Origin of the sequence: Tsukamurella asaccharolytica (genome assembly GCF_007858435.1) — a bacterium.
GTDB classification, from domain to species: Bacteria; Actinomycetota; Actinomycetes; order Mycobacteriales; family Mycobacteriaceae; genus Tsukamurella; species Tsukamurella asaccharolytica.
Map to the genome: position 1 here is coordinate 258185 of NZ_VIGW01000002.1, position 25645 is coordinate 283829.

The 25645-nt window shown below is 70.6% G+C and carries 24 protein-coding genes; 11 read left to right on the top strand and 13 right to left on the bottom strand.

From position 1 onward, the window contains the following. The first annotated feature begins 157 nt into the window (after window positions 1-157). Complete coding sequence (locus FK529_RS04480; protein WP_158635046.1) at window positions 158-1306, top strand: FAD-binding oxidoreductase; 1149 nt, start codon at window positions 158-160, stop codon at window positions 1304-1306. Window positions 1307-1387: 81 nt separating this feature from the next. Here FK529_RS04480 and FK529_RS04485 read toward each other — a convergent pair whose 3' ends face one another. The 5 genes from FK529_RS04485 to FK529_RS04505 form a co-directional block, all read right to left on the bottom strand. Next, entirely contained in the window at window positions 1388-1786 is a 399-nt protein-coding gene (locus tag FK529_RS04485; RefSeq protein ID WP_146559826.1) for a heat shock protein transcriptional repressor HspR, read from the bottom strand. Continuing rightward, on the bottom strand, window positions 1786-3021 hold the full coding sequence (dnaJ, locus tag FK529_RS04490; RefSeq protein ID WP_146559827.1) for a molecular chaperone DnaJ: 1236 nt from the start codon (window positions 3019-3021) through the stop codon (window positions 1786-1788). Before dnaJ ends, FK529_RS04485 begins: the two co-directional genes overlap by 1 nt. Window positions 3022-3036: 15 nt before the next feature. After that, entirely contained in the window at window positions 3037-3588 is a 552-nt protein-coding gene (grpE, locus tag FK529_RS04495; protein ID WP_146559828.1) for a nucleotide exchange factor GrpE, read from the bottom strand. After that, a complete protein-coding gene (dnaK, locus tag FK529_RS04500; protein WP_146559829.1) occupies window positions 3588-5432 on the bottom strand; it encodes a molecular chaperone DnaK in 1845 nt (614 codons plus the stop codon). The genes grpE and dnaK overlap by 1 nt, the downstream gene beginning before the upstream one ends. Window positions 5433-5847: 415 nt before the next feature. Continuing rightward, a complete protein-coding gene (locus FK529_RS04505) occupies window positions 5848-7872 on the bottom strand; it encodes a heavy metal translocating P-type ATPase (protein ID WP_146559830.1) in 2025 nt (674 codons plus the stop codon). 68 nt (window positions 7873-7940) lie between these two features. On the opposite strand from FK529_RS04505, the gene crtI reads away from it, so the two are divergent. Then, the gene (gene crtI / locus FK529_RS04510) at window positions 7941-9389 is read left to right on the top strand and encodes a phytoene desaturase family protein (RefSeq protein ID WP_146559831.1); all 1449 of its coding nucleotides are present in this window, start codon (window positions 7941-7943) and stop codon (window positions 9387-9389) included. Window positions 9390-9464: 75 nt separating this feature from the next. On the opposite strand, the gene FK529_RS04515 is transcribed toward crtI, so the two are convergent. Continuing rightward, on the bottom strand, window positions 9465-9944 hold the full coding sequence (locus FK529_RS04515; protein ID WP_146559832.1) for an SRPBCC family protein: 480 nt from the start codon (window positions 9942-9944) through the stop codon (window positions 9465-9467). An 11-nt stretch (window positions 9945-9955) separates the two neighbouring features. Continuing rightward, window positions 9956-10294, bottom strand: coding sequence for an ArsR/SmtB family transcription factor (locus FK529_RS04520; protein WP_146559833.1), 339 nt, complete (start codon window positions 10292-10294; stop codon window positions 9956-9958). Window positions 10295-10450: 156 nt separating this feature from the next. Between FK529_RS04520 and FK529_RS04525 the strand changes: the two genes are divergently transcribed. Genes FK529_RS04525 through FK529_RS04540 form a run of 4 tightly spaced genes read left to right on the top strand, consistent with a single transcriptional unit; the run spans window position 10451 to window position 14268 of the window. Next, window positions 10451-11362 (top strand): metal-dependent hydrolase, encoded by a 912-nt coding sequence (locus FK529_RS04525; RefSeq protein WP_146559834.1) that lies wholly within the window; start codon window positions 10451-10453, stop codon window positions 11360-11362. Further along, window positions 11359-12495, top strand: a complete 1137-nt coding sequence (locus tag FK529_RS04530; protein WP_146559835.1) for a PDR/VanB family oxidoreductase — start codon at window positions 11359-11361, stop codon at window positions 12493-12495. The genes FK529_RS04525 and FK529_RS04530 overlap by 4 nt, the downstream gene beginning before the upstream one ends. 10 nt (window positions 12496-12505) lie before the next feature. Beyond that, on the top strand, window positions 12506-13402 hold the full coding sequence (locus FK529_RS04535; protein ID WP_146559836.1) for an alpha/beta fold hydrolase: 897 nt from the start codon (window positions 12506-12508) through the stop codon (window positions 13400-13402). Beyond that, entirely contained in the window at window positions 13399-14268 is an 870-nt protein-coding gene (locus FK529_RS04540; protein ID WP_146559837.1) for an alpha/beta fold hydrolase, read from the top strand. Before FK529_RS04535 ends, FK529_RS04540 begins: the two co-directional genes overlap by 4 nt. A 58-nt stretch (window positions 14269-14326) precedes the next feature. Here FK529_RS04540 and FK529_RS04545 read toward each other — a convergent pair whose 3' ends face one another. Continuing rightward, window positions 14327-15145 (bottom strand): phytoene/squalene synthase family protein, encoded by an 819-nt coding sequence (locus FK529_RS04545; protein WP_146559838.1) that lies wholly within the window; start codon window positions 15143-15145, stop codon window positions 14327-14329. Between the two features lie 59 nt (window positions 15146-15204). Here FK529_RS04545 and FK529_RS04550 point away from each other — a divergent pair, with 59 nt between their 5' ends. Further along, window positions 15205-16065: an exodeoxyribonuclease III gene (locus FK529_RS04550; protein WP_146559839.1), complete on the top strand. Its 861-nt coding sequence runs from the start codon at window positions 15205-15207 to the stop codon at window positions 16063-16065. A gap of 6 nt (window positions 16066-16071) precedes the next feature. Here the strand turns inward: FK529_RS04550 and FK529_RS04555 are convergent, their stop codons facing one another. From FK529_RS04555 to FK529_RS04570, 4 genes are all read right to left on the bottom strand, one after another. Continuing rightward, window positions 16072-16578: an FBP domain-containing protein gene (locus tag FK529_RS04555; protein ID WP_146559840.1), complete on the bottom strand. Its 507-nt coding sequence runs from the start codon at window positions 16576-16578 to the stop codon at window positions 16072-16074. Window positions 16579-16857: 279 nt separating this feature from the next. Then, entirely contained in the window at window positions 16858-17379 is a 522-nt protein-coding gene (locus FK529_RS04560; protein WP_231702919.1) for a TetR/AcrR family transcriptional regulator, read from the bottom strand. Then, window positions 17376-17882 (bottom strand): SRPBCC domain-containing protein, encoded by a 507-nt coding sequence (locus FK529_RS04565; RefSeq protein ID WP_146559841.1) that lies wholly within the window; start codon window positions 17880-17882, stop codon window positions 17376-17378. The genes FK529_RS04560 and FK529_RS04565 overlap by 4 nt, the downstream gene beginning before the upstream one ends. 81 nt (window positions 17883-17963) lie before the next feature. After that, window positions 17964-18539: a SanA/YdcF family protein gene (locus FK529_RS04570; RefSeq protein WP_146559842.1), complete on the bottom strand. Its 576-nt coding sequence runs from the start codon at window positions 18537-18539 to the stop codon at window positions 17964-17966. Between the two features lie 194 nt (window positions 18540-18733). On the opposite strand from FK529_RS04570, the gene FK529_RS04575 reads away from it, so the two are divergent. After that, window positions 18734-21958: a (Fe-S)-binding protein gene (locus FK529_RS04575; RefSeq protein WP_438947175.1), complete on the top strand. Its 3225-nt coding sequence runs from the start codon at window positions 18734-18736 to the stop codon at window positions 21956-21958. A 45-nt stretch (window positions 21959-22003) separates the two neighbouring features. Then, on the top strand, window positions 22004-22627 hold the full coding sequence (locus FK529_RS04580; RefSeq protein WP_231702920.1) for a hypothetical protein: 624 nt from the start codon (window positions 22004-22006) through the stop codon (window positions 22625-22627). Between the two features lie 37 nt (window positions 22628-22664). On the opposite strand, the gene FK529_RS04585 is transcribed toward FK529_RS04580, so the two are convergent. Then, window positions 22665-23246 carry a TetR/AcrR family transcriptional regulator gene (locus tag FK529_RS04585; RefSeq protein WP_146559844.1) on the bottom strand — a complete coding sequence of 194 codons (582 nt, stop codon included), beginning with the start codon at window positions 23244-23246 and terminating at the stop codon, window positions 22665-22667. A gap of 100 nt (window positions 23247-23346) precedes the next feature. Between FK529_RS04585 and FK529_RS04590 the strand changes: the two genes are divergently transcribed. Beyond that, window positions 23347-24378, top strand: a complete 1032-nt coding sequence (locus FK529_RS04590; protein ID WP_146559845.1) for an ABC transporter permease — start codon at window positions 23347-23349, stop codon at window positions 24376-24378. A 3-nt stretch (window positions 24379-24381) separates the two neighbouring features. After that, entirely contained in the window at window positions 24382-25638 is a 1257-nt protein-coding gene (locus FK529_RS04595) for a pyridoxal phosphate-dependent aminotransferase (RefSeq protein WP_146559846.1), read from the top strand. Window positions 25639-25645 lie beyond the last annotated feature (7 nt).

Here is a 25645-nt window from a genome sequence, read left to right on the forward strand (position 1 = left end):
TCCCTCGGCACGGTGTGCGCGCCCGCGAGAAACATACTCGAATGCGCGGTGCCGCGCTGCATAGGACGCGCCGTGCGCCGGGCGGTGTGGCCGAGACAAAGCCGCAGCTAGACTAGATCCGTCAATGCGGGGCTCGGAAGGCAGGAGCGGATCGGCAGTGGGTGCGCACACACGGCACGGTCTGACGCAGATCGCCCTCGATATCCGCCCGGTGGCGGACGACTTCACCAAGGGCCTGTTCGCCCGCCTCTTCGCGATGGACCCGTCGCTGCGCGACCTCTTCCCCGCGAACATGTCGGGGCACCGCGCGACCTTCCTGCGCGTGCTCGATCACGTCTTCACCTCGATCCCGAAGACCACCGGGCACGAGGAGCTCGTCGACTTCCTCGCGCAGCTCGGCCGTGACCACCGCAAGTACGGGCTCACCGAGGACCACTACGCGACGATGTCGGCGGCACTCATCGCGGAGGTGCACGCCTTCTACGCCGCGCACGGCGGGCTCGACGAGGAGGACACGGCGGTGCTCGAGCAGAGCGTCCGGCTCCTCACCGGCGTGATGCGCGGCGGTGCGCACTCCGATCCCACGCCCGCCCGCCGCACCGCCCGCGTGGTCGACGTCCTGCGCCCGCACCCCGGGCTGTCGGTGGTGCGTCTCGTGGCCGACGAGCCGTTGCTGTTCCGGCCCGGCCAGTACGTGGAGACCCAGATCCCGCAGGTGCCCCGCGTGTGGCGCCCGCTGTCGCTGGCGATGCCGCCGAACACCCAGGGGCAGTTGGAGTTCCACATCCGCTCTGTGCCGGGCGGCTATCTCTCCAGCACCGTCTTCGCCGAGAGCGGCCCGGGCGACGTGTGGCAGTTCGGGCAGGTCCACGGGCTCCTGCGGCCCGACGGTGACCGGCCCCTCACGATGATCGCCGGGGGCACCGGCCTCGCGCCGATGAAGTCGATCCTGCTGGCGATGTCCATGAACGCCCACAACCCCGACGTGCACCTCCTGGTGGGGGCGCGATCACCGGGGTTGCTGTACGACTCGGATTCGCTGGCGCCGCTGGCGGCGACCAACCCGTGGCTCAAGGTGACGCAGGTGACGGACGCACGGCAGGATCCGTGGTGGCTCAAGCGGCCCGCCACCGCCTACCGCGCGCTGCCGCTGCGGCACGGCTCGCTGCTGGACGCCATGGACGGACTGGATCTCACCGGCCACCGCGTGCTGATCGCCGGCCCGAGGGGCCTGCTGCGCGCCGCGAGCGAGAAGGCCGCGGAGCGGGGCGCCGCGCCCGAGGACGTGGTGTACGACCCGTTGTAAGTGGTCGGCGGCCACTCGGCTCGGGACAGGGGACGGCCCCGGGGGTCGTCGGACTCCCGGGGCCGTATCGGCGGGGCCGCGTCAACCGTTCCGGCGGCTCCGCGGCTGCCACACCACCATGGCGTTGGATTTGGGCACGTGCACGAGTTCCCCACCGCGGCGTACGTTCTCGACCTGCGCGGCGAGCTCCTCGACCCGCCGCTGCAGGGCGTCCACCTGGTTCGTCAGGTCGATGATCCGCTTGATCCCGGCGAGATTCACGCCCTCGTCCTGCGAGAGCCGCTGCACCTCGCGGAGCAGGTCGACATCGCGCGAGGAGTAGCGCCGGCCCCCGCCCGCCGACCGCTCGGGCGTCACGAGCCCGAGCCGGTCGTACGTGCGGAGGGTCTGCGCGTGCATCCCCGCGAGCTGCGCAGCCACCGAGATCATGAACACGTGCGCGTCCGGATCGTCGGGGAACTGCTGGTCGACGTTCATCATTACGCCCCCGCGGTGCTCGCGCTGCCGGCCCAGCCACCCCGCGGGTCGAAGCCCCCGGCGCGCTCGGCCTCCGCGTAATCGCGCAGGGCCTGCTGGGCCCGCTCGTTCAGCGTCGAGGGCACCGCGACCTGCACCTTGACGAGCAGATCGCCGTGCCCACCGGCCCGCTTCGGCACGCCGCGACCGCGCACCCGGAGGGTGCGGCCGTCGGTGGTACCGGCCGGGATCTTCACGCCCACCGGCTGTCCCAGCGTGGGGACGGTGACGGTGGCGCCCAGCGCCAGCTCGGCGAAGCTCACAGGCAGGGTGACGAGCAGGTCGTCGCCGTTGCGGGTGAAGACGTCGTCGGCGCCGACGTGGACCGTGACGAACAGGTCGCCCGAAGGCGCCCCGCGCATACCGGCCTGCCCCTGGCCGGCCAGGCGGATGCGCTGGCCGTCCTTGACGCCGGGCGGGATCTTCACGTTCACCGTGCGGGTGCGCACGGTGACGCCGGTCCCGCTGCAGTCCGTGCAGGGGTCGTCGATCACCGAGCCGGTGCCGCGGCAATCCGGGCACGGCTCGGAGAAGCTGAAGGCCCCCTGGTTCCGGCTCACGAGACCGGAGCCGTTGCAGGACTGGCACACCCGCGGGCTGGTGCCCGGCTTGGCGCCGGACCCGTGGCAGGTGGTGCACGGCGACGGCGAGGTCAGCGTGATCGGGGTGGTCACGCCCAGCGTCGCGTCCCGGAAGCCCAGCGTCAGCTCGGATTCCAGGTCACTGCCCCGACGGGGCCGCGTCGGCTGCGGGCCGGACGCCTGCCCGGCGCCGCCGCCACGGTTGAACAGGCCCTCGAAGATGTCCCCGAAGCCGCCCCCGCCGTTGCCGGACGCGGCACCTTCGAAGATGTCCGAGAACGAGAACCCGCCCGCGCCGCCGCCGGTGTTGCTGAAGCCGCCGGAGCCGAATCCACCGCCGTCGCCGTAGCCGCCCGCGCCGCCGGAGCCGAATCGACCGCCGCCGAACAGGCGTCGCGTCTCGTCGTACTCCTTGCGCTTGGCCGGATCGGAGAGCACGGCGTGCGCCTCGGAGACCCGCTTGAACCGCTCCTCGGCCTTCGTGTTGCCCGGATTCGCGTCCGGATGCAGCTCGCGGGCCAGCTTGCGGTAGGCCTTCTTGATCTCGTCGGCACTTGCGCTGGAGCTGACGCCCAGCTCCTTGTAGAAGTCCTGCTCAACCCATTCCCTCTGCGCCACTGGGCATCACCTCCTCTATTGCTCGTCCTGGCTCGGGGCCTCCGCCGGACGGTCGACCACTGCGACCATCGCGTTACGGATCACCTTGCCATCGATCTGATATCCCTGACGGAGCACCGCTCCCACCACGGGATCGGCACCCTCGCCCTCGTGCTGCACGGCCTCGTGGACGGAGGGATCGAACTGGTCGCCCACCACGCCGAAGGACTCGAGCCCGAGGGTCTTGAGCACGCCGTCGAGCTTGTCGGACACCGACTTCAGCGGTCCGGCATCGAGGTCGCCGTGGCTGCGGGCGCGCTCGAGATCGTCCAGCACCACCAGCAGCTCGCCGACCACGAAAGCCTTGCCCGCGGCGCGGGCGTCCACCACGTCGCGCGCAGTGCGCTTGCGGTAGTTGGCGTACTCCGCGGTCACGCGCTGCAGATCGGCGGTGAGTTCCGCCTCCTTGTCCGGCGCGGCCTCTTCCACGACCTCGGCGTCGGCCGGGGCCGCGGCGGATTCCTCCGCCGCGACCTCCGCCTCCGGGGTCACCTCCTCCGGATCCACCGGATTCTCGGGACTCGTCATTACTTGGTGTCCTTCGGGTCCTCGTCGACGACCTCGGCGTCCACGACGCCGTCGTCCTGCTGCGCGCCGGCGGCGGCACCGTCAGCCTGCGCCTCAGCGGCGCCGGCCTGCGCGTACAGCGCCTGGCCCAGCTCCTGCGACTCGGTCGAGAGCTTCTCGACCGCGGCCTTCACGGCGGCGATGTCGGTGCCCTGGAGCGCCTCGTTCGCCTCCTTGATGGCGGCCTCGACCTTGGTCTTGTTCTCGGCCGGGACCTTGTCCTCGTTCTCCTTGAGGAACTTCTCGGTCTGGTTGACCAGCGACTCCGCCTGGTTGCGGGTCTCCGCCTCCTCGCGGCGCGCCTTGTCCTCCTGGGCGTGAGCCTCGGCGTCCTTGATCATCCGGTCGATCTCCTCCTGCGACAGACCACTGCCGTCGGAGATCTTGATGGTGTTCTCCTTGCCGGTGCCCTTGTCCTTCGCGGTCACGTGCACGATGCCGTTGGCGTCGATGTCGAAGGTGACCTCGATCTGCGGCACGCCGCGCGGCGCCGGCGCGATGCCGGTGAGCTCGAAGCTGCCGAGCAGCTTGTTGTGCGTGGCGATCTCACGCTCGCCCTGGAAGACCTGGATCTGCACCGACGGCTGGTTGTCGTCGGCCGTCGTGAAGGTCTCGGACCGCTTGGTGGGGATGGTGGTGTTGCGCTCGATGAGCTTGGTCATCACGCCGCCCTTGGTCTCGATGCCGAGGGACAGCGGGGTGACGTCGAGCAGCAGCACGTCCTTCACCTCGCCGCGCAGCACGCCCGCCTGGAGGGCTGCGCCGACGGCGACGACCTCGTCCGGGTTGACGCCCTTGTTCGGCTCCTGGCCGCCGGTGAGCTCCTTGACCAGCTCGGTCACGGCGGGCATACGGGTGGAACCACCGACGAGCACGACGTGGTCGATGTCGCCCACGGCGATGCCGGCGTCCTTGATGACCGCCTGGAAGGGCTTGCGGGTGCGCTCGAGCAGATCGCTGGTGATCTTCTGGAACTCGCTGCGGCTCAGGTTCTCGTCGAGGAACAGCGGGTTCTTGTCCGCGTCCACCGTGATGTACGGCAGGTTGATCGACGTGCTCTGGCCCGAGCTCAGCTCGATCTTCGCCTTCTCGGCGGCCTCACGCAGACGCTGCATGGCCATCTTGTCCTTGGTCAGGTCGATGCCGTGCTGCGCCTTGAACTTCTCGACGAGCCAGTCGACGATGCGCTGATCCCAGTCGTCACCGCCGAGGTTGTTGTCGCCCGAGGTCGCACGGACCTCGACGACGCCGTCGCCGATCTCCAGCAGCGAGACGTCGAAGGTGCCGCCACCGAGGTCGAAGACCAGGATGGTCTGCTCCTTCTCGCCCTTGTCCAAGCCGTACGCGAGCGCGGCGGCGGTGGGCTCGTTGACGATGCGGAGCACGTTCAGGCCCGCGATCTGGCCGGCCTCCTTGGTGGCCTGGCGCTGCGCGTCGTTGAAGTACGCGGGCACCGTGACGACGGCGTCGGTCACGTCCTCGCCCAGGTAGGCCTCGGCGTCGCGCTTGAGCTTCATCAGCGTGCGGGCGCTGATCTCCTGGCTGGTGTAGTCCTTGTCGTCGATCTTCTGCGACCAGTCGGTGCCGATGTGGCGCTTGACCGAGCGGATGGTGCGGTCGACGTTCGTGACGGCCTGGTTCTTGGCGGGCTGCCCGACCAGGACCTCACCGTTGCGCGCGAAGGCGACCACCGAGGGGGTGGTCCGCGAGCCCTCGGCGTTCGCGATCACGACCGGGTCGCCGCCCTCGAGGACAGCGACGCACGAGTTGGTGGTGCCGAGGTCGATGCCTACTGCACGTCCCATATTGATTTGCCTCCTGAGTAGTTCTGCTACAGATCCAGACTTCAGCGCCCCTGGCTCAAGGGGCGAACCACTTCCGTTCTACCCCATTGAGCCGATCACGCTCAAGTAGTACGTCATGTCCAACGGGCGGCCGGACGAGAATGTTCCCGATTCTCGAAAAAAGTTGAGCGCAGTTCGCTCAAGTAGCATTCCCCCAGGTCGTCGTCCCCCGCGCCGCGCCGAATCCCCTCGCATCCGTTCACTCCCCCATCAGACGCCGATCGCCCGACGGGGGACCGACCGTCCCCCGCGCGGCGTCCGCTCCCCCACCAGAAGCCGGCTCTCCCCGCCGAGCGCACACACCCACGGCACGACGACGGGCGGGCCGCCGTAGCGACCCGCCCGCACCGTCGAACGTGGCGGCGACCTCCGCGGATCAGGCCGCGGCGGGCACCTTCTCGGGGCGTGCCTCGTGCTCCACGCCCTCGTGCTCCCGCCCCACCTCGAATCGGAGCAGCCGCAGCGCGTTGGCCACGACGATGAGCGTCGAGCCCTCGTGGATGAAGACCACCGGCCCCATCGGCATGCCGAGGAAGGTGACGATCACCAGGAAGACCACGATGCCCAGCGAGGCGATGAGGTTCTGCCGGATGATGCGGCTGGTCTGCCGGCTCAGCCGCACCGCGAAGGGCAGCCGACCCAGGTCGTCGCTCATCAGCGCGACGTCGGCCGTCTCCAGCGCGACCGCGGAGCCGGCGGCGCCCATCGCGATGCCCACGTCGGCCTGCGCCATCGCGGGAGCGTCGTTGACGCCGTCGCCGACCATGGCGCACCGTCGGACATCCTGCCCCGCGGCGGTCCCCGAGAGGCGCCGGACCTCCGTCACCTTGTCCTCGGGCAGCAGCCCGCCGAGCGCCCGGTCGACGCCCACCTCGCGGCCCACCGCCTCCGCGACCTGCTGGTGGTCGCCGGAGATCATCACGATGTCGGTCATGCCGGACTCGCGCAGGCGGTCCAGCACCTGTCCCGCCTCCCGACGGGGCGTGTCCATGACGCCGATCACGCCGAGGAAGCGGTCGCCGCGGCGCACGATCATCAGCGTGCGGCCCGCCGCCTGGAGCCGCTCGACGTCGGCGGCGACGGCACCGTCCAGCGCGACACCGGCGTCGGTGAAGAGCCGCTCGTTGCCGATCTCGACGCTCTCCCCGTCGACGACGGCGCGGACGCCGCGCCCCGTGACGGACTGCAGGTCGGACGCCGCGAGCACCGTCGTCGTGCGGGCGGCGACGGCCTCGGTGACCGCGGCCGCCAGGGGGTGATCGGACAGCTTCTCGACGGCCAGGGTGGTCGCGAGCAGTTCGTCGAGCTCGACACCGGGCGCGGCGATGGTGTCGGTGACCCGCGGCTCGCCCCAGGTGAGCGTGCCGGTCTTGTCGAAGGCGATCGACGTGACGCGGCCCAGGGTCTCGAGCGGGGCGCCGCCCTTGACGAGCACGCCGGCGCGGGCCGCCCGGGCGACGCCGGCGAGCACGGCCGCCGGGGTGGCGAGCGCCAGCGCGCAGGGGCTCGCGGCGACGAGCACGGCCATCGCGAGGTAGAAGGCATCGTCGAAGGGATTTCCCAGCGCGAAGTAGCCGACGGCGAAGACGCCGATGACGAAGGCGATCACCGCGGGGACGTAGATCCGCTGGAACTTGTCGAGGAAGCGCTGCGTGGGCGACTTGGCCTGGTCGGTGGACGCGACGAGTTCGACGACCTTGCTCAGCGTCGAGTCCTTCGCCAGCGCCGTGACCTGCACCACGAGCGCGCCGGAGCCGTTGACCGTGCCCGCGAAGACCTTGTTCTCGTCGGCCACGCGGCCGGCGCGGGCCGGATCCAGGGGCTCCTTCTCGACCGGCATCGACTCGCCGGTGACCGCGCTCTGGTCGATCGCCGACCGGCCGTCCACGACCACGCCGTCGGAGCTGACGCGGGCGTTCGGCCGGATCAGCACGAGGTCGCCGACGGCGACGTCCTCCACCTGCCGGTCGACGAACTCGCCCGCCGTGGTCGACGGTCCGCCGACGTGCACCAGTGCGGTGCGGGGCGCGAGCCCGGCGAGCGCCTCGATCGACTTCGACGCGCGGGCCAGCGCCAGCTCCTCCAGCGCGTGGCCGAGGCTGAACAGGAACAGCAGCACCGCACCCTCGGCGAACCGCCCGATGGAGGCGGCGCCGATCGCCGCGACCAACATGAGGAAGTCGACCTCGAACTTGCCGTTGCGCGTCGACCTGATGGCGGAGCGGATGGTGAAGAAGCCGCCGAAGAAGTAGGTCGCGAGGAAGAAGGCGGTGCCGACGTCGGGCAGCTTCATGGCGTACTCGGCGATCATGCCCGCGGTGTAGGTGACACCCGAGGCGATGGCGAAGCCGATTTCCCACCGCGCCGAGTGACCGGACTTGTGGTCGTGTTCTGCGCTCATGGCCTCAGCGTATTGGATATATGCATACATTGCAATGTGTTGCTGGCGGGTTTTCCTAGACTCGTCCCGTGCACATCGGAATCATCGGGGCAGGCCTGTCCGGGCTGTCGGCGGCGCTGCATCTGATCGGTGCCGGCCACGAGGTCACCGTGATCGAGCGGTCGCGCGGGGTGGGTGGCCGCGCGGGCACGGTGCGGATCGGCGGGCACCTCGTCGACCCGGGCGCGAGCGTGCTGACCATGCCGGGGCTGGTCTTCGACGCCCTCGCCGCGGGCGGGCTGGGCCGCGGCGATGCCGAGGACGAGCTCGACCTCCTGCCCGTCACGCCCGCGTACGCGGGCCGCTTCCCCGCGCTCGACGGACGCCCGCCCAGCGTGCTCCACGTGCCCGACGAACTGGACGAACCCGAACACATGGCCTGGCAGCAGGGCATGTTCGACGCCGCCTACCAGCGGTTCATCGGCGGCGACGCGGCGTGGGCCTCCTACGCGAATCCGCGCGATCTCGCCGCGCTCGGCCGGCTCGTGCGCCTCGGCGCTTTGCGGTCGATGCAGCACCAGGTGGACCGCCGCGTCGACGACCCGCGCGCCCGCCGCATGCTCACCTTCCAGGCGCTGTACGCGGGGATCGCGCCGTCCGCGGCGCGCGCCGTCTACGCCGTCATCTCGCACATGGATGTGGGCCTCGGCGTCTGGTACCCGCGGGCGGGCATGGGCTGGGTGGCGTCCGTCATGGCCCGTCAGGTGCAGCGGGCCGGCGGCCGGGTCCTGCTCGACCACGAGGTGATCGGCCTGGACGGTCGACGGGGCCGGGTCACCGGGCTGCGGGCCCGCACGTCGGCCCGCGTGCACCAACTGCCCTTCGACGGGGTGATCATCACCGCCGACGCCCCGGTCACCGACCGGCTCATCGCGCCGCTCGGCGGGCGGGCGCCGCGGCGGGTGCGGCTGTCGCCGTCGGCGGTGGTCGCCCACCTCGACGTGGACCCGGACCTGCAGGATCATTGGCCGACGCAGGCGCACCACACGCTCGACTTCGGCGCGGCGTGGGAGCAGACCTTCGCGGAGATCACCGCGACACGGGGACGCGGCACGCTGATGAGCGACCCGTCGTTCCTCATCACCCGGCCGTCGATCACGACGGGCGAGCCCGGCCCGGTGAGTGTGCTCGCGCCGTGCCCGAATCTGGAGTCGGCGCCGCTGGACTGGGATGCGCTGGGCGCCGACTACGTGCGCGAGCTGCTGCGAACCCTGGAGGCCCGGGGCTACCGCGGCATCCTCGACGCGGAGGTGCTCCACGTGGACACCCCCGCGGACTGGGCGCGGCAGGGTATGTCCGCGGGCACCCCGTTCGCCGCGGCGCACACCCTTCGCCAGACGGGGCCGCTGCGTCGCCCGCAGCGCGTCCCCGGCATCGCGAACGCCGTGCTCGCCGGGTCGATGACGCACCCCGGTGTCGGCGTGCCGCCCGCCCTGATCTCCGGCCGGCTGGCCGCGGAGGCGCTCAGCTCGTCGTGAAACCGGGCGATTCTTCGATCACGAGGGACGATTCGGCCTCGTGTCGCAGAATTCGCCTGATTTCACGACGGATTTCTACAGCAGGGCGTCGATCTGGCTCATCGCCTGGGTCATACCCTCTTCCATGCCCATCTCGAGGACCTGTTCGAGCTGCTCGAGCGAACGATGGGTCGCGGTCAGAGTCATGTGCGTCACGTCGCCGTCGGGCGTGATGACGACCGTGGTCGTCGAGTAGTCCTCGGGGTCGACGGGCTCGCCGTCCTCCCCGGCGAAGCCATCCCGGAAGGTGAACGTCGACGGGGCGTCCGCGGACACCGTCGAGAACCAGCCGCCGGCCCGTGTGCCGTCCGGGCCGGTCATGTAGTAGCGGGACTCGCCGCCGGCTCGCAGCTCGTGGCGCACGAAGGTGGCCGGCCATCCGGGCGGGCCCCACCACTTCTCCAGCAGCCGGGGGTCCTCCCACAGCTGCCAGACCCGCTCCGGGGAGGCGGCGAACTCCGCCTCGAGGGTGAAGGTGAGCGCCTCGCGATCGGCGCCGGTGGTGAGTACGGGCATGGCGGAACTCCTCAGTCGTTCGGGGAGACGAGCAGCGCGTCCATGCGCGCCACCCGTCCCCGCCACAGGTCCTCGTAGCCGCGCAGCAGCCGACTGCCGCGCGCGATGGTGTCGACGTCCGGGCCGACCAGGGCTTCGCGGCCCCGACGGGTCTTGACGACCAGGCCCGCCTTCTCCAGCACGGCCACATGTTTCTGTACCCCGGCGAAGCTCATCTCGTAGCCGCGGGCGAGCTCCGAGACGGAGCACTCCCGCTCGATCACCCGGACGACGATGTCGCGCCGGGTGCGATCCGCGAGGGCGTGGAAGAGGCGGTCCGCCTCGTCCGGCGCCAAATCATCTACAACCATCGGGTTGTAGGTTACCGGCGTCACATCCGCGCCGCAAGCGCTTCGGCGCGTCCGCCGGAAAGTGATAGGTTCCGTGCCGAGCGCTCTCACCGCCGTGGCGCTCAGTGAACATCAGGGTGTTGAATGTCAAGACACCCCTGTGGAAGGAGTCGGACGATGAGTTCGCGTACATCGAGTTCACGCGCATCGGCTCACCAGCACGAGCCCGCGGAGGTCGAGATCCACGCCCGCAACGTGGAGTTCGACTGGGACGATGTGCCGCTGGAATGGATCCCCGGCGAGCCCGTGGCCAGCGATATCATCAGCAGCGTCCTGCACTCTGTGCTTCCCGAGGGCGAGCGCTGGTTCTGCGAGGTCTACACCGAGGCGCTGCCCTACGTGAAGGACGAGAACCTCGCCCGCACCATGCGCGGCTTCATCGGCCAGGAGGCCATGCACGCGGAGTCGCACGACCGTGCCCTCTCCGAGTACCTCGAGCGCTGCGGTATCGATACCGCGCCCGTGGCCCGGCAGTTCGAGTACGTCTTCCGCAGGATCCTCGCGCCGCGGACCTATCGCTCGGATCGCGCCCAGTACAACGACATGGTGCAGCGCCTGTGGCTCATCGCGGCCGTCGAGCACTACACCGCGATCCTCGGCGTCTTCGCCCTGAACAACGCGTGGGACGACTACGACGTCGATCCGACCATGGCCGACATCTGTCGCTGGCACGGCGCCGAGGAGGTCGAGCACCGGTCCGTCGCGCACGACGTGGCGACGTACTTCGACCCCAGCTACTTCCACCGCTGCCGCGCGATGATCGTGGGCATCGTCTTCCTGGTCCTCGCCCTGCACCGCACGTCCGGCTACATGCTCCGCAAGGACCCGAACTTCAGCTACTCGTACCCGCGCCTGTGGTGGGAGTACCTCAAGGGCTCGCGCAAGAACATCCTGCCGAAGCTGCGCGACGTCCTGAAGTTCACGCTCATCTACTTCAAGCCGAACTTCGATCCCGCCTCCATCGGCTCGACCGCGCAGGCCGTCGCGTACCTCGCCACGTCGCCGGCCGCCCGGGCGGCGAACGGATGACCGGCAAGAGAAAGGCACCGTCGGTCTTCCGCCCCTGGGGGGAGCCCGTCACCGAGATCCCCCCGCACCTCTACGGCCGGTGGAAGCACGACCCGCTGCTGCGCTTCGCCAACGCCTTCTTCGGCGTGACGATTCCTGCGTTCGCGCACCTGATGAAGCCGCGCAACCTGGCCGAGCCCAGCACCAGCCGCGACCTGCGGGTGGTCGCACGCGAGATCGTCGCCCACGACAAGGACGTCGTCGCCCTGACCTTCGTCTCGGCCGATGACACCCCGCTCCCCCGCTGGACGCCCGGCGCGCACCTCGATCTGCTCCTGCCCTCGGGCCGCATGCGCGAATACTCGCTGTGCGGCGACCCGGCCGACCCCGATACCTACCGCATCGCGGTGCGGCGGATCCCCGGCGGCGGTGGCGGGTCCGTCGAGGTGCACGAGACCCTGCACGTCGGCTCGACAGTGACCGTCAAGGGGCCCCGCAACGGCATGCCGATGGCGGTGCCCGGCTACGGCTCCTCCGCCGAGCACCTGCGCTTCGTCGCCGGCGGCATCGGCATCACGCCGATCCTGCCGATGATGATCGCCGCCGAGCGGCTCGGCCTGAACTGGTCGATGCTCTACACCGGCCGATCGGCCGACACCATCCCGTTCATCGCCGAGGTGGCGCGGTTCGGCGACAAGGTGGAGATCCGCACGGACGACGAGCACGGCATCCCCACCGCCGACGTCCTCATCGGCGACACCCCCGGCCCGACGGCGCTGTACGCGTGCGGGCCCATCCCGATGCTCGAATCGCTGCGCGTGGGCCTCATCGGGCGCACCGACGTCGAACTCCACTACGAGCGCTTCTCCGCGCCGCCGGTGATCGGCGGACGGCCCTTCACCGCCACCCTGGCCGAGTCCGGATTGACCCTGGGCGTGGCCGCCGACGAGACACTGCTGGCCGCGATCCTCAAGGTCAAGCCGGACACCCCGTACTCCTGCAAGCAGGGCTTCTGCGGCACCTGCCGGATGACGGTGACCGAGGGCATCGTCGATCATCGAGACAAGACCCTGACGCCCTTCGAGCGGGAACAGGGCCAGATGCTGACCTGCGTCTCGCGCGCGGCCGGCGATCATCTGACCATCGATCTGTAAGGCGCACATCATGACTGAGCAGCACCGCTTCGACGTGACCACGTCCGACGGCCTCACCCTGGCCGGCTTCCGCTACGGCAACCACGACGCCGCCCGTCCGACGGTGCTCGCGATCCACGGCTACCCCGACAACCACCACGTGTGGGACGGCCTGGCCGCGGCCCTCGACGGTCGCGTGAACGTGTACGCCTTCGACGTGCGCGGCGCCGGCGAGTCGGAGGCCCCGGCGGGCAAGACCGGGTATCGCTTCGACCGCCTGATCTCGGACATCTCGCGGGTGATCGACGCGGTGCGCGAGGTCAGCGGCGACCGCTCGAAGCTGCACCTCATCGGCCACGACTGGGGCTCGATCCAGGGCTGGCACGCCGTCGTCGATCCCGCGGTCGCGGACAAGACCGCCTCGTACACCTCGGTGTCCGGGCCGAACCTGAACCACGCCGGCGAGTACCTGCAGGGCGTCCGCAGCGCGAAGGACCTGCCGGCGCGGCTGCGCCAGGCCGCCGGCTCGACGTACATCCCGTTCTTCCTCATCCCCGGATTGGCGGATTCGCTGTACAAGCGCGGCTGGGGCCAGAAGCTCATCGAGACGCTGGAGAAGCGCGGCACAGGGGGCAAGGTCGCCGAGGGCTACACGCGCAGCGACCGCGACTTCACCAACGGCCTGAACCTGTACCGCGCCAACATGCCCGCCCCGTTCCTCAAGCCGGAGGACGCCACCACGTCGGTACCGGTGCAGGTGGTGACGCCCGAGGGCGACCTGTTCGTGACGCCGCCGCTGCAGCTGGCCGGCCTGGAGAAGTCGCCGCGCTCGCGGCACGTCTCGGTGCCCGGCGGGCACTGGGTGGTGGCGCAGAATCCCGGCCCGCTGGCCGACGCCACCGTCGAGTGGATCGAGGCGAACCGATGATCCGCCGCATCCCCGTCCGTGGCCGCTGGGTGCGGGTCCGCGAGTCCGGTGATGCCTCGCTACCGACTCTGGTCCTGCTGCACGGCATCACGCGCAGCCTGGAGGACTGGGACCCGACGTTCGAGGCACTCGACGGCGAATACCGGCTCATCGCACCCGATCTCGCCGGCTCCGGCTGGTCGGCGCCCCACCCCGACGGCGCCGACCTCGCCGCGCTCGCCGACGGGGTGGCGGAGACGCTGGCCGCGCTGAACGTCTCGGGACCCGTGCACGTCGCGGGCAATTCTCTGGGCGGCGCGGTCACCATGACGCTGCTCGCCCGGCACCCGGAGCTGGTCGCGTCGATGACCCTGGTGGCGTCGGCCGGTTTCGGCAAAGAGGTCACGCCGCTGCTCCGGCTGCTCGGGATTCCGGTGCTGGGCAAGCTCATCGCGACCACCCCGAGCCGCCTGAGTGCGATCGTCCAGGAGCGGCTGATCTTCACCGACACGTCGTTCGCCACCCGCGCGCGGATCGATCACGCGATGGCGATCGCCCGGGAGACCGACGCCGGACTCACCACCTGGAAGACGGCCGACGCGCTCGGCACCGTGCTGGGCGGGGTGCGCCAGGAGTGGCGGGACGAGCTGCACCGGACCATCGCGGCGACGCCGCGGCCCACCATGGTGCTGTGGGGCTCCCGCGACCGGGTCCTGCCGCCGTCCCATCTGGAGCACGCACGGAAGCTGATGCCGCACGCCGAGACCCACCTCATCCCGGGCGTCGGCCACATGCCGCAGATCGAGTGCACGCACGAGTTCGTCGCCCTGATCGCCTCGTTCCTGCGGAATCAGGTGGCCGAGCTCCCGAAGTCCGCGTCGCAGTAGGTCCGCGGCCCGCAGGGGGCTCCCTCGTTCACGGAGGGGTATGCGGACGGGTGCCGCATCATCGGGCGGGCGACAGTGCGCGGACGATCACGGCGGCCTTCGCCGCAGTGGGTACGCGGATGCGGCCGGACCGCGCACCGTCGAGCCCGGCGGCGCGGAGCCGGCGCAGGAGCTCGCCGTAGAGGTCGGCGGCGGCGCGCACGCCGCGCTGGACGTCGCCCGGCAGCCGCGCGATGCCGGCGCGCCCGGCGGCGAGGTCGGCGGCGGCGTCGTCGAGGGCTACGTCGAACGCCTGCTGCGTGAGCTCGGGCAGGTAGGCGCGGCCGAGGCGCAGCTCGTCGTCGGTGAGATCGCGGAGGAAGTTGACCTTCTGGAAGGCGGCGCCGAGGCGCAGAGCGTCGGGCGCGAGCCGGTCGTAGTCCGACGGTGCCACCCCCACCAGGTAGGCGCGCAGGCACATCAGCCCGACGACCTCGGCGGAGCCGTGGATGTACGCGGCGAGCGAATCCGGCGTATGCGGCGCGGGCGTGAGGTCGGCGCGCATGGAGGCGAAGAAGGGCCTGGTCAGCTCGGTGCCGAAGCCGGTCTCGCGGGCGGTTTGGGCGAAGGCGTGCACCACGAGGTTCGCGCTGAAGCCCTCGTCCGTCGCCCGCTCGACCGCCTCCTCCAGCGCGTCGAGGTGGGCCCGCGGATCGGTGGGGCAGGCACCGTCGACGATCTCGTCCGCGACCCGGACCAGCCCGTAGATCGACGTGATGTGGTGGCGCACGCGCCGCGGCATCAGGCGCGCGGCGAGGGAGAACGACGTGGAGTAGTCGCGGATCACCACCGCGGAGGCCGCGACGGCGGCGCGACTGTACTGCTCACTCGGATCCATGCCTCCAGTGTCCCGACCGGCCCTTCGGGCCTGTCAGGGCACCCCGATACGGTGGGTGCATGCGCGTCGCCACCTGGAATGTGAACTCGGTCAAGCAGCGGCACGGCAGGCTGCTCGAGTGGCTGGATGCGCGCCGGCCGGACGTCGTCTGCCTGCAGGAACTCAAGCTGACCGATGACGCCTTCGCGACCCTCATCGGGCCGGACCTCGAGGAGCGCGGCTACGAGTTCGCCACGGCGGGCCAACCGCAGTGGAACGGCTCGGCACTACTGTCCAGGGTGGGCCTCGCGGATGTGGTCGTCGGCATCCCCGGCGCACCCGCGTTCAACGGGATCGTCGAGGGGCGCGCCGTCTCGGGCGTGTGCGACGGGATCCGGGTGCACTCGCTCTACACGCCGAACGGCCGCGAGGTCGACTCCGACCACTACGCCTACAAGCTGGAGTGGCTCGCGGCGCTCGCCGCGCAGGTGAAGGCGGACACCGTGCCCCAGCTGGTCTGCGGCGATCTGAACATCGTGCCGACCGACGCGGACGTCTTCGACCCGGCGGCGTTCGTCGGGCACACCCACGTGACCCCGCCCGAGCGCGCGGCGCTCACGGCGCTCGGCCTCCGGGACGTGGTGCGCGAGCACTGGCCCGACGAGCAGGTGTTCTCGTACTGGGACTACCGCGCCGGCATGTTCAACAAGAACCTGGGCATGCGCATCGATCTCATCCTGGCCAGCGACGACGTCGCCGACCGCACCGCGGCGGCCTGGATCGACCGGCAGGCCCGCAAGGGCAAGGGTCCGTCGGATCACGCCCCCGTGATGCTCGACCTGGACACCGCGCCCGACGGCGACGTCGGCCCGATGGTGCCGCCGCCGTCGGCGGGGCGGGTGTCCCCCCGGGGCGCGAAGCTCCCCCAGGCCAGGGACTGATCGCCGCTACTCCTCCGTGCTGAGCACCTCAGCGACGAAGCCGGTGACCCGCCGGCGCAGATCCGCGAGGTTCTGTTCGCGGATCTCCTCGGTATCGGTGCCCTTGTGGAAGGCGGGCGGCAGCTTGCGCGCGTTGGCGGCGCAGCGGAAGTCCTCGCACACGAGCACGCCGATGGTGTCACCCTTGCGCCCGGCCGGACCGCCCCGTCGGACCGTGTACAGGACGGCCTGGCTGGTGATGGTGACGTCGCGGCACCAGGTGCACATGGCCTTCGCCTTGGGCTTGGTCTCGGCCTGGGTGAGCAGGAGGGTGACGAGGCCCTCGCCGTCGGGCCCGCCGGTGGGCACGCTGACGTAGGCGCGGCGCGGAATCTTCTTGTCGCGCCATCCGACGTATTCGAGCGCGGCGAAGTCGAGGTCGTCGAAGTCCGTCGGGAACGTGACGCGCTTGACCTCGCTCTTGGTGGCGCCACGGAAGGCGTCGATGACCTGCTGCTGGGTTACGGGATCCATGAGTGAACCGTTCTGGTGAACCCGCGATGTCGCGGGTGAGGGAGTGTGAAGGGCAGAGCTGCGCAGCCGGTCCGGTGGATCGGCTGCGGGGCGGGTTCATCTGCCGTGGCGCAGGGCGCCGGACACTCCTCCTCGGTTCATGTCCCCCAGCCTACGCTCCGTGTCACGCGAATTTTTCGGCAAGAGCTTCGAGGCCGCTTTTGTGAATCCACGGCTCACAGCGGCGGGAGGCCGAATTCGGCCTCGTGTCGGTCTGCGCCGTGGATTCACGGACACCGTTCACGCGAAGCGACGGGCCAGCTCGTCCCAGGTCGCGTCGGGCGCGCCGCCGCCGGGGAAGCGGCCGTCGATCTCCAGGATCGCCATCCCGTGCGCGGCCGACCAGAGGGCCTGTGCGGCATGCGGATCACCGGTCACCTCGAAGAACGGGTGTCCCGACCACTCCTCGAGGCCGTCCGGCAGCTCCTCCCGGTCGAGCGGTCCGACGGTGGCGAGCCGGTACAGGTTCGGGTTCTCACGCGCGACGGTGCGGTAGTCCCGGAGCAGCGCCGCGACATCGGAGACGGGGCGCAGCGCCGCGCCGGACTCGGCGAGCGCGACGGCGACCAGCGCGCTCTTGAGGGCGTCCTTGCCCGCGAAGTGCTTGTAGAGCGACGGTGCGCGGATGCCGACCTCGTCCGCGAGATCGCGCATCGTGACGCGCTCCCAGCCGTCGCGCTCGAGCAGCGCGCGGGCGACCTCCACGATCTGGCGCGCACGCGGGGACGCCGTGCGCAGCGGTATCAGCTCGTCTGGGATCACCGGGCGATCGTAGCGAGCACCCGATCGCGCAACGCGGAGTTCATCGCGTCGAAGCCGCTCGCCACGTCGATCGACGCGCCGACGACGGGCACGAGCACGCCGCGGAAGCGCTCGGCCTGGGTGAACCGCGTGCCACCCGCGGTGGCCTCCAGCCGGAAGGAGTGCTCGCCATCGAGCAGCCCGGGCACCAGCACACGGCCCACCCATCGCAGCTCGCGCTCCGGCTCCACCGCCAGGACCTCCGGCCGGAAGCCGGTCTCGGAACCGTCGTTCCGAATCCGGACGTCGAGGTCGCGCCCCACCTCCAGACCATCGGGAGCCGCGGCGCGGATCACGAACGGGTTCCACTGGGGGTACGCGGCGAAGTCGACGAGGACGCGCCAGACCTCGGCCGGGGACGCGGCGATCTCGACCGACCGCTCGACCGTGCGCTCGCGGTACAGCACCACACCCACCCCCACGAGCAGCACGATCACCGCGGCGACGGACAGGATCCACTTCATTGTTCCTCCTTGGCTAACGTTGTTAGCCCAAGGATAGGCGAACAACGTTAGCTTCGCACGGCGGGGGCGGCCGGAGGCAGGTCAGCGCCCCCGGGCGATGTCGAGGGCGGCCTTGGGTCGGGACAGGAGGTACTCGCGCGCGAGGTTGCGGACCCACGCGCGACGGGTGCAGTCGCACTCCGCGCGGACGGCGTCGGCGTCGAGGCCGAGGTGCCGAGCGAGGGCGACGGCCCGTCGGGCGTGGAAGCCCTGGGAGACGAGCAGGACGCGATGGATCCCGAACTCGTCGCGCGCGCGGAGGCAGGAGAGAAAGGTGTCGAGGCCGGCGCCGTCGGTGAGCAGGGCCGAGTCGGGCACGCCGCGCGCGCGAAGCCAGCCCGTCATGACGGCGATCTCATCACCGGAGAGCCCCTCGGAGTTCCCCGAGACCAGGATCTTCTCGACCTTCCCCAATCGCAGGAGCTGCAGCGACGCCTCGAGTCGGCCCTCGACGAAGGAGCCGGGCCGACCGCCCCGCACGGAGGCTCCCAGGGCGATCGCGACGGGGGCGGGCGGCGCTGACGCCGGCGGGTAGAGCGGCCCCGCGCCCGTGATGCCGGTCACCACGGAACGCATCCGCCCGAGCGGGCGGGCGCCTGACGACGCGACGGAACGCATGATCACATCGTACTGAGCACGTAGTTAGGTGAACCTTCACGCGAAGCCCTGCAGGTCCGCGATCTACCGTTAGGCCAGACGCAGTGGTTTCGCGCTAATATTACCGACGAGTAACATCAGGCGTTGAGCCCAGCCCGCGAGGCAGAAAGGTGCACGACGTGGACCAGACGTATTTGGCCGCCGCCGAGTCCGACATCACCCCGCTGAACATCGCCCTCGGCACGATCGGCGCAGTCGCCTTTGCCGTCGCCTGGGCAATCTTCTTCCGCGGGGCATTCCGCATGGTGCGGATCATCGCCCAGGGCCAGTCCGCGAAGGACCGCTGGCTCCCCTTCATCCCCCGCGCCGCGGAGGTCGTGGTCGAGTTCCTCGCCCACACCAAGATGATCAAGAACCGGACCGTGGGCATCGCCCACTGGTTCGTCATGGTCGGCTTCCTCGCCGGCATGGTCTTCTGGTTCGAGGCGCTCCCGCAGACCTTCGACCCGACGTTCCACTGGCCGGTCGTCGGCTCGTGGCCGGTGTACCGCCTGATGGACGAGGTCCTCGGCATCGCGACGTTCCTCGGCATCCTCGTGCTCATCGTGGTGCGCCAGGTCAAGCACCCGCGCAATCCCGCGCTGTTCTCGCGCTTCGCCGGCAGCAAGTTCCTGCCCGCGTACACGATCGAGGCCATCGTGCTGTCCGAGGGCGTCGGCATGATCCTGGTGAAGGCGAGCAAGATCGCCACCTACGGCGACGCGAATCCGGTCACCGACTTCTTCACCCGCCACGTCGCGACCCTGCTGCCCGCGAGCCCGACGCTGATCACCGTCTTCGCCTTCATCAAGCTAATCTCCGGCGTCCTGTTCCTCATCCTGGTGGGCAGCAACCTCACCTGGGGCGTCGCGTGGCACCGCTTCTCGGCCTTCTTCAACATCTACTTCAAGCGCGACCTGGGCAGCCGGCGCGCACTGGGCGCCGCCAAGCCGATGATCTCCAACGGCAAGGTCCTGACCATGGAGAACACCGACCCGGATGTCGACAACCTCGGCGCCGGGAAGATCGAGGACTTCTCCTGGAAGGGCTGGCTGGACTTCACGACCTGCACCGAGTGCGGCCGCTGCCAGAGCCAGTGCCCCGCGTGGAACACCGGCAAGCCCCTGAGCCCGAAGCTGCTCATCATGGGCCTGCGCGACCACGGCTACGCGAAGGCCCCGTACCTGCTGGCCGGCGGCCGCACGGACCCGTCGGGCGAGCAGATCGGCCTCGTCGACGCCGAGGGCAACCCGGACGAGGCGAAGCTCGACAAGATCCCCGCCGAGGCCCGCGCCGAGGCCGAGCGCGCCCTGGTCGGGCCCGCCGGCGAGGACGGCGCCCTGGGCGGCGTCATCGACCCCGAGGTCCTCTGGTCCTGCACCACCTGTGGCGCGTGCGTCGAGCAGTGCCCCGTCGACATCGAGCACGTCGACCACATCGTCGACATGCGCCGCTACCAGGTGCTCATCGAGTCGGAGTTCCCGCACGAGCTGGCCGGCCTGTTCAAGAACCTCGAGAACAAGGGCAACCCCTGGGGCCAGAACTCCAGCCAGCGCACCGCCTGGATCGACGAGATGGACATCGACATCCCGGTATACGGCCAGGACGTCGAGTCCTTCGACGGCTTCGAGTACCTCTTCTGGGTCGGCTGCGCCGGCGCCTTCGAGGATCGCGCCAAGAAGACCACCAAGGCCGTCGCCGAGCTCCTCGACGTCGCGGCCGTGAACTTCCTGGTGCTGGGCCAGGGCGAGACCTGCACCGGCGACTCGGCCCGTCGCGCCGGCAACGAGTTCCTGTTCCAGATGCTGGCGCAGCAGAACATCGAGCAGCTCGACGAGGTCTTCGACGGCCTGCCCGCGAAGCAGCGCAAGATCGTCGTGACCTGCGCCCACTGCTTCAACGCTCTCGGCAACGAGTACCCGCAGGTGGGCGGCCAGTACGAGGTCGTGCACCACACGCAGCTGCTCAACAAGCTGGTCCGCGAGAAGCGCCTCGTGCCCGTCGCGCCCCCGTCGGAGGACGTGACCTACCACGACCCCTGCTACCTCGGCCGGCACAACCAGGTCTACGAGGCCCCGCGTGAGCTGATCGGCGCCTCGGGCGCCACGCTCAAGGAGATGCCGCGGCACCTCGAGCGGTCCATGTGCTGTGGCGCCGGTGGCGCGCGCATGTGGATGGAGGAGCAGCTCGGCAAGCGGATCAACATCGACCGCGTCGACGAGGCCCTGAACACGCTCTCGAGCTCGCCGGAGGCCACCCCGAAGAAGATCGCGACCGGCTGCCCGTTCTGCCGCGTCATGCTCTCCGACGGAGTGACCGCCCAGACCGCAGACGACGAGGCCGCCGCGCCCGAGGTCGTCGACGTCGCGCAGATGCTCCTCGAGTCCGTCAAGCGCGGGCTCCCCGAGGGCATCGTCGTGGGCAACCCGAACCGCAAGGTCTCCGACGGTGCCTCCGCCCTCGCGGAGGCGCCCGCCGAGGCCCCCGCGTCGGCTCCGGCCGCCGCGCCCGCCGCGTCGGCGCCCGCGGAGCCGGCGGAGAAGAAGGAGGCGAAGCCCGCGGTCGGCCTCGGCCTGGCCGGGGGCGGCAAGCGCCCCGGCGGCCCGAAGAAGCCCGGCGGCGCCAAGCCCGCTGCCCCGGCTGCACCGGCAGCCGAGTCCGCACCGGCCGCCGAGTCCGCTCCGGCAGCGCCCGCGAAGCCCGCGGTCGGCCTCGGTCTCGCCGGGGGCGCGAAGCGTCCGGGCGCGAAGAAGCCCGGCTCCGCGCCCGCCGCAGCTCCGGCCGCCGAGTCCGCCCCCGCGGAGACCCCGGCCGCTCCGGCGGCGGAGGCGCCCGCCGCTCCGGCAGCGCCTGCGAAGCCCGCGGTCGGGCTGGGGATCGCCGGCGGCGCGAAGCGCCCGGGCGCGAAGAAGCCCGGCGGAACGAAGCCCGCAGCGGCCGCAGCTCCTGCCCCCGCAGCACCCGCCGCCCCCGCTGCCGAGCCCCCCGCCACCCCGGCCGCTGAGGCCCCCGCAGCCGAAGCGCCCTCCGCCCCGGCGGAGGCACCGGCCGAGGACCGCACGCTGACCACCGCGGGCGAGTCGAAGGCCAAGGGCTTCGGCATCGCCGCGGGCGCCAAGCGCCCCGGCGCCACGAAGCCGGGTGCTCCGAAGCCAGCGCCTGTGACGGATTCGGCACCCGCAGCGGCTGAGACGCCGGTCACACCCGAGCCGGCGGCCGAGGTCGCGGAGGAGGCCCCCGCGGCGGCACCGGAGGCGGCACCGCCGGCCCCGGAAACCCCAGCTGACCAGCCGAAGGCACCGTCGGGCGGCAGCGACCGCACGGTGGCGACGGAGGGTGAATCGAAGGCCAAGGGCTTCGGGATCGCGGCGGGCGCGAAGCGTCCCGGCGGCCGGAAGTGATCGAAGCTCCCCGACGGACTTTCGCTTCTGCGGCAGGATGTACGCGTGCCTGAGTACGTGACTTACGAGGAGTTCGGCCGGCGGTTCTTCGAGATCGCCGTGAACGAGGAGCGTGTGGGCTCCGCGTTCGCCGATATCGCCGGTGGCGATTTCACCGTGGGCCCGATCCCGTCGGGCCCCGGTGGAATGGCCAAGGTGTGGGCGCAGGTCGAGATCGACGAGCCGCAGCTCACCCGCCAGGTCGGCGAGCTCATCACCTTCACGGTGAAGATCCCGCTGCGCATCGGACTGCTGATCGACCTCAAGGTCGACCGGATCCGCTACGACGTGGCCGGCCTCATCACGCTGCCGCTCACCGTGCGCGCCGCGGCGCCGCTGGAGCTGCGGATCGAGGTCGACCCGCCGAAGCCCAAGGACGTGTGGGTCGACGTGGAATCGCGCACCATCCGCGGCTCGATCGTGCGCGTCGTGGCCAGCGTCGATTCGGAGATCCGTCGCTTCATCGCCCAGTACGTGGCGGAGGAGATCGACAAGCCCGAGGTCAAAAAGGCGCGGATCATCGACGTCTCCGAGGAGCTCGGCCGCGCGTTCCACAACCTCGGCGACGGGGCTCCGGCCGCCTCCGAGGTGGTCGAGCCCACCGAGATCCTCCACGCCCCCAGCGACTGACTCGGGGAAGCGCGAGAAGGGCTGATTCCCCGGGGTCTCAGCCCGCGTCGGCGTCGACGACGCGTTGGATCGCGGCGCCGTAGGTCGCGACCAGTTCCTCGGGTGTCGGCTCCAGGAACAGTGGCGCGCCGACCAGGTAGCGCATGAAGGACAGACCGAACATCGTGCTGGCGACCACCCGCGCCGTCTCCTTGGTGACACCGGCGTGCTTCGTCAGTGTCGGGATCATCGCCGAGGAGACGAACTCGCCGAAGGTCCTCGACGCCCCCTCGTCCGCGTCGACCGCGGCGCGGAGCAGTGCGCGGAACGCCTCGGAGGTCTCGGGCCCCTCCCAGACGGAGAGCGCGGCCCGGACCAACCGCTCCCCCACGCCCTCGCGCGGACCGTCGAGCGCGGCGATGATGATCTCCTCCGGGTCGACGGGCATGCTCATCACGCCTCGGAACAGGCCCTTCTTGTTGCCGTAGTAGTACGACACCAGCGCCACGTCGACGCCCGCACGGGCCGCGATGGCGCGGATCGTGGCGCGGTCGTAGCCCAGCTCGGCGAAGAGCTCGCGCGCCGCATCGAGGATGTCCGCCTTGGCGGTGCTGGTGCCCGCTCGTCTGCCTGTGGCCATGCCCCGATCCTAACAGTATTTCAACGCCTGTTGACTTCTGTTCCCCGGCGGCCGTACTCTCGGGTTCATCACACGTTGAATTACTTGGAGGTGCTCCACCATGAGCAAGTCCCACGCCACGCTCGCGGCGGCCTTCGCCGGACTGGCGATCGTCATCCCGCTGATCGTCCTGCTGTTCACCGCACCGTCGTCGCACGGCAAACCGCGTGACCTGCCGATCGGGGTCGTCGGCCCGGCCGCCACCGCGGAGCAGGTCGGGCAGCGACTCGATGCGCAGCAGCCCGGCGGCTTCGAAGTGCATTCCTACGACTCGGAGGCGGCGCTGGTCCAGGCCGCGCAAGACCGCGAGGTGTACGGCGGCATCGTGCCCGCCGTCCCCGGCGCCCAGGGGGCGCAACCGAAGGCCGTCGTAGCCAGCGGCGCCTCGCCCGCCGTCGCCCCGATGATCACCCAGATGGCCACCGCGATGGCGCAGGGCCAGGAGGTGCGAACCGTCGAGGTCGCGCCGCTCTCCGCCGACGACCCGCGCGGCGCCGGCTTCGGCTCGATCGTGATGCCCGTCTTCCTCTCCGGCATGGTGCTGGCGCTGTCGACCGTCCTGATCGGCGGCCACCCGAAGATCGTCGCCGCGGCCCTGCCCGTCGGCGCCGCGGTCGTGGGCGCGGCGGCCGTGGGCGCCGCGATGTGGATCGGCGTGCTGCCCGGGGGCTTCTGGGGCCAGTGGCTCGCGATGAGTGCGGGCATGCTCGCCATCGGGTCGACGGTCGCGGGCCTGGTCTCCCTGTTCGGCACCAAGGGCATCGCGCCCGCGGCGCTGCTGTTCATGCTGATCGGCATGCCGCTGGCGGGTATCGCCATGCCCCCGGAGTTCCTGCCGCACATCTGGGCGACGCTCGGCCAGAGCCTGCCGATCGGCGCCACGGGCACGGCCCTGCGCAGCGCGGCCTTCTTCGCCGACGGTGGACTCATCGGCGCCGGGGCCGGCGCCGCGTTCGCGGTGCTCGGCGCCTGGGTCGCGGTGGGCTACGCACTGCTCGTGATCGGCGCGGCCAAGCACCGGGCGCAGCGGGGCGCACCGTCGGACAACACCGAGGTGAGCGAAAAGGATTTGCCGCAGCCTGCGACGATATAGCCCATGAGCCGACCGCATGTGCCCCACATCCGCACCGAACTCAAGCCGCTCGAGCAGTCCGCCAAGCTGCAGAACGTGCTGTACGAGATCCGTGGACCCGTGGTGGCACAGGCGGCTCGGCTCGAGGCGCAGGGGCACCGCATCCTCAAGCTGAACATCGGTAACCCGGCGACCTTCGGTTTCGAGGCGCCGGACTCCATCGTCCGCGACATGATCCACGCGCTGCCCACCTCGCAGGGCTACAGCGAGTCGCAGGGCATCGCCTCCGCGCGACGGGCCGTGGTGACGCGGTACGAGGAGGTCCAGGACTTCCCGTACTTCGACATCGGCGACGTGTACCTCGGCAACGGGGTCTCGGAGCTGATCACGATGACGCTGCAGGCGCTGCTGAACAACGGCGACGAGGTGCTGATCCCCGCGCCCGACTACCCGCTCTGGACGGCCATGACGTCGCTCTCCGGGGGCACGCCCGTGCACTACATGTGCGACGAGGACAACGACTGGAACCCGTCCGTCGAGGACATCGAGGCGAAGATCACACCCCGCACCAAGGCGATCGTCGTGATCAACCCGAACAACCCCACGGGCGCGGTCTACTCGCGGGAGACGCTGCAGCAGATCGTCGAGGTGGCGCGCAAGCACTCGCTCCTGGTCCTGGCCGACGAGATCTACGATCGCATCCTCTACGACGGTGCCAAGCACATCTCCATCGCCGAGCTCGCCCCGGACCTGTTGGTGTGTACCTTCAACGGGCTGTCGAAGGCGTACCGGGTGTGCGGCTACCGCGCCGGCTGGATGGTGCTCACCGGGCCCAAGGACCACGCCTCCGGCTTCATCGAGGGCCTGACCCTGCTCGCCTCGACCCGCCTGTGCCCCAACGTTCCCGCGCAGCACGCGATCCAGGTGGCGCTCGGCGGCTACCAGTCGATCAACGATCTGATCCTGCCGGGCGGGCGGCTGCTGGAGCAGCGCGACGTCGCCTTCGACAAGCTCAACGCCATCGACGGGGTGAGCTGCGTCAAGCCGAAGGGCGCGCTGTACGCCTTCCCGAAGCTGGACAGGGAGGTGCACGAGATCCGCGACGACGAGCAGATGGTCCTCGACCTGCTCAACCAGGAGAAGATCCTCCTCGTCCAGGGCACGGGCTTCAACTGGCCCACGCCCGACCACCTCCGCGTGGTGACTCTCCCCTGGGCTCGTGACCTCGCGGAGGCCCTCGATCGTTTCGGCAACTTCCTGAGTTCGTACAAGCAGAAGTAGGGTATCG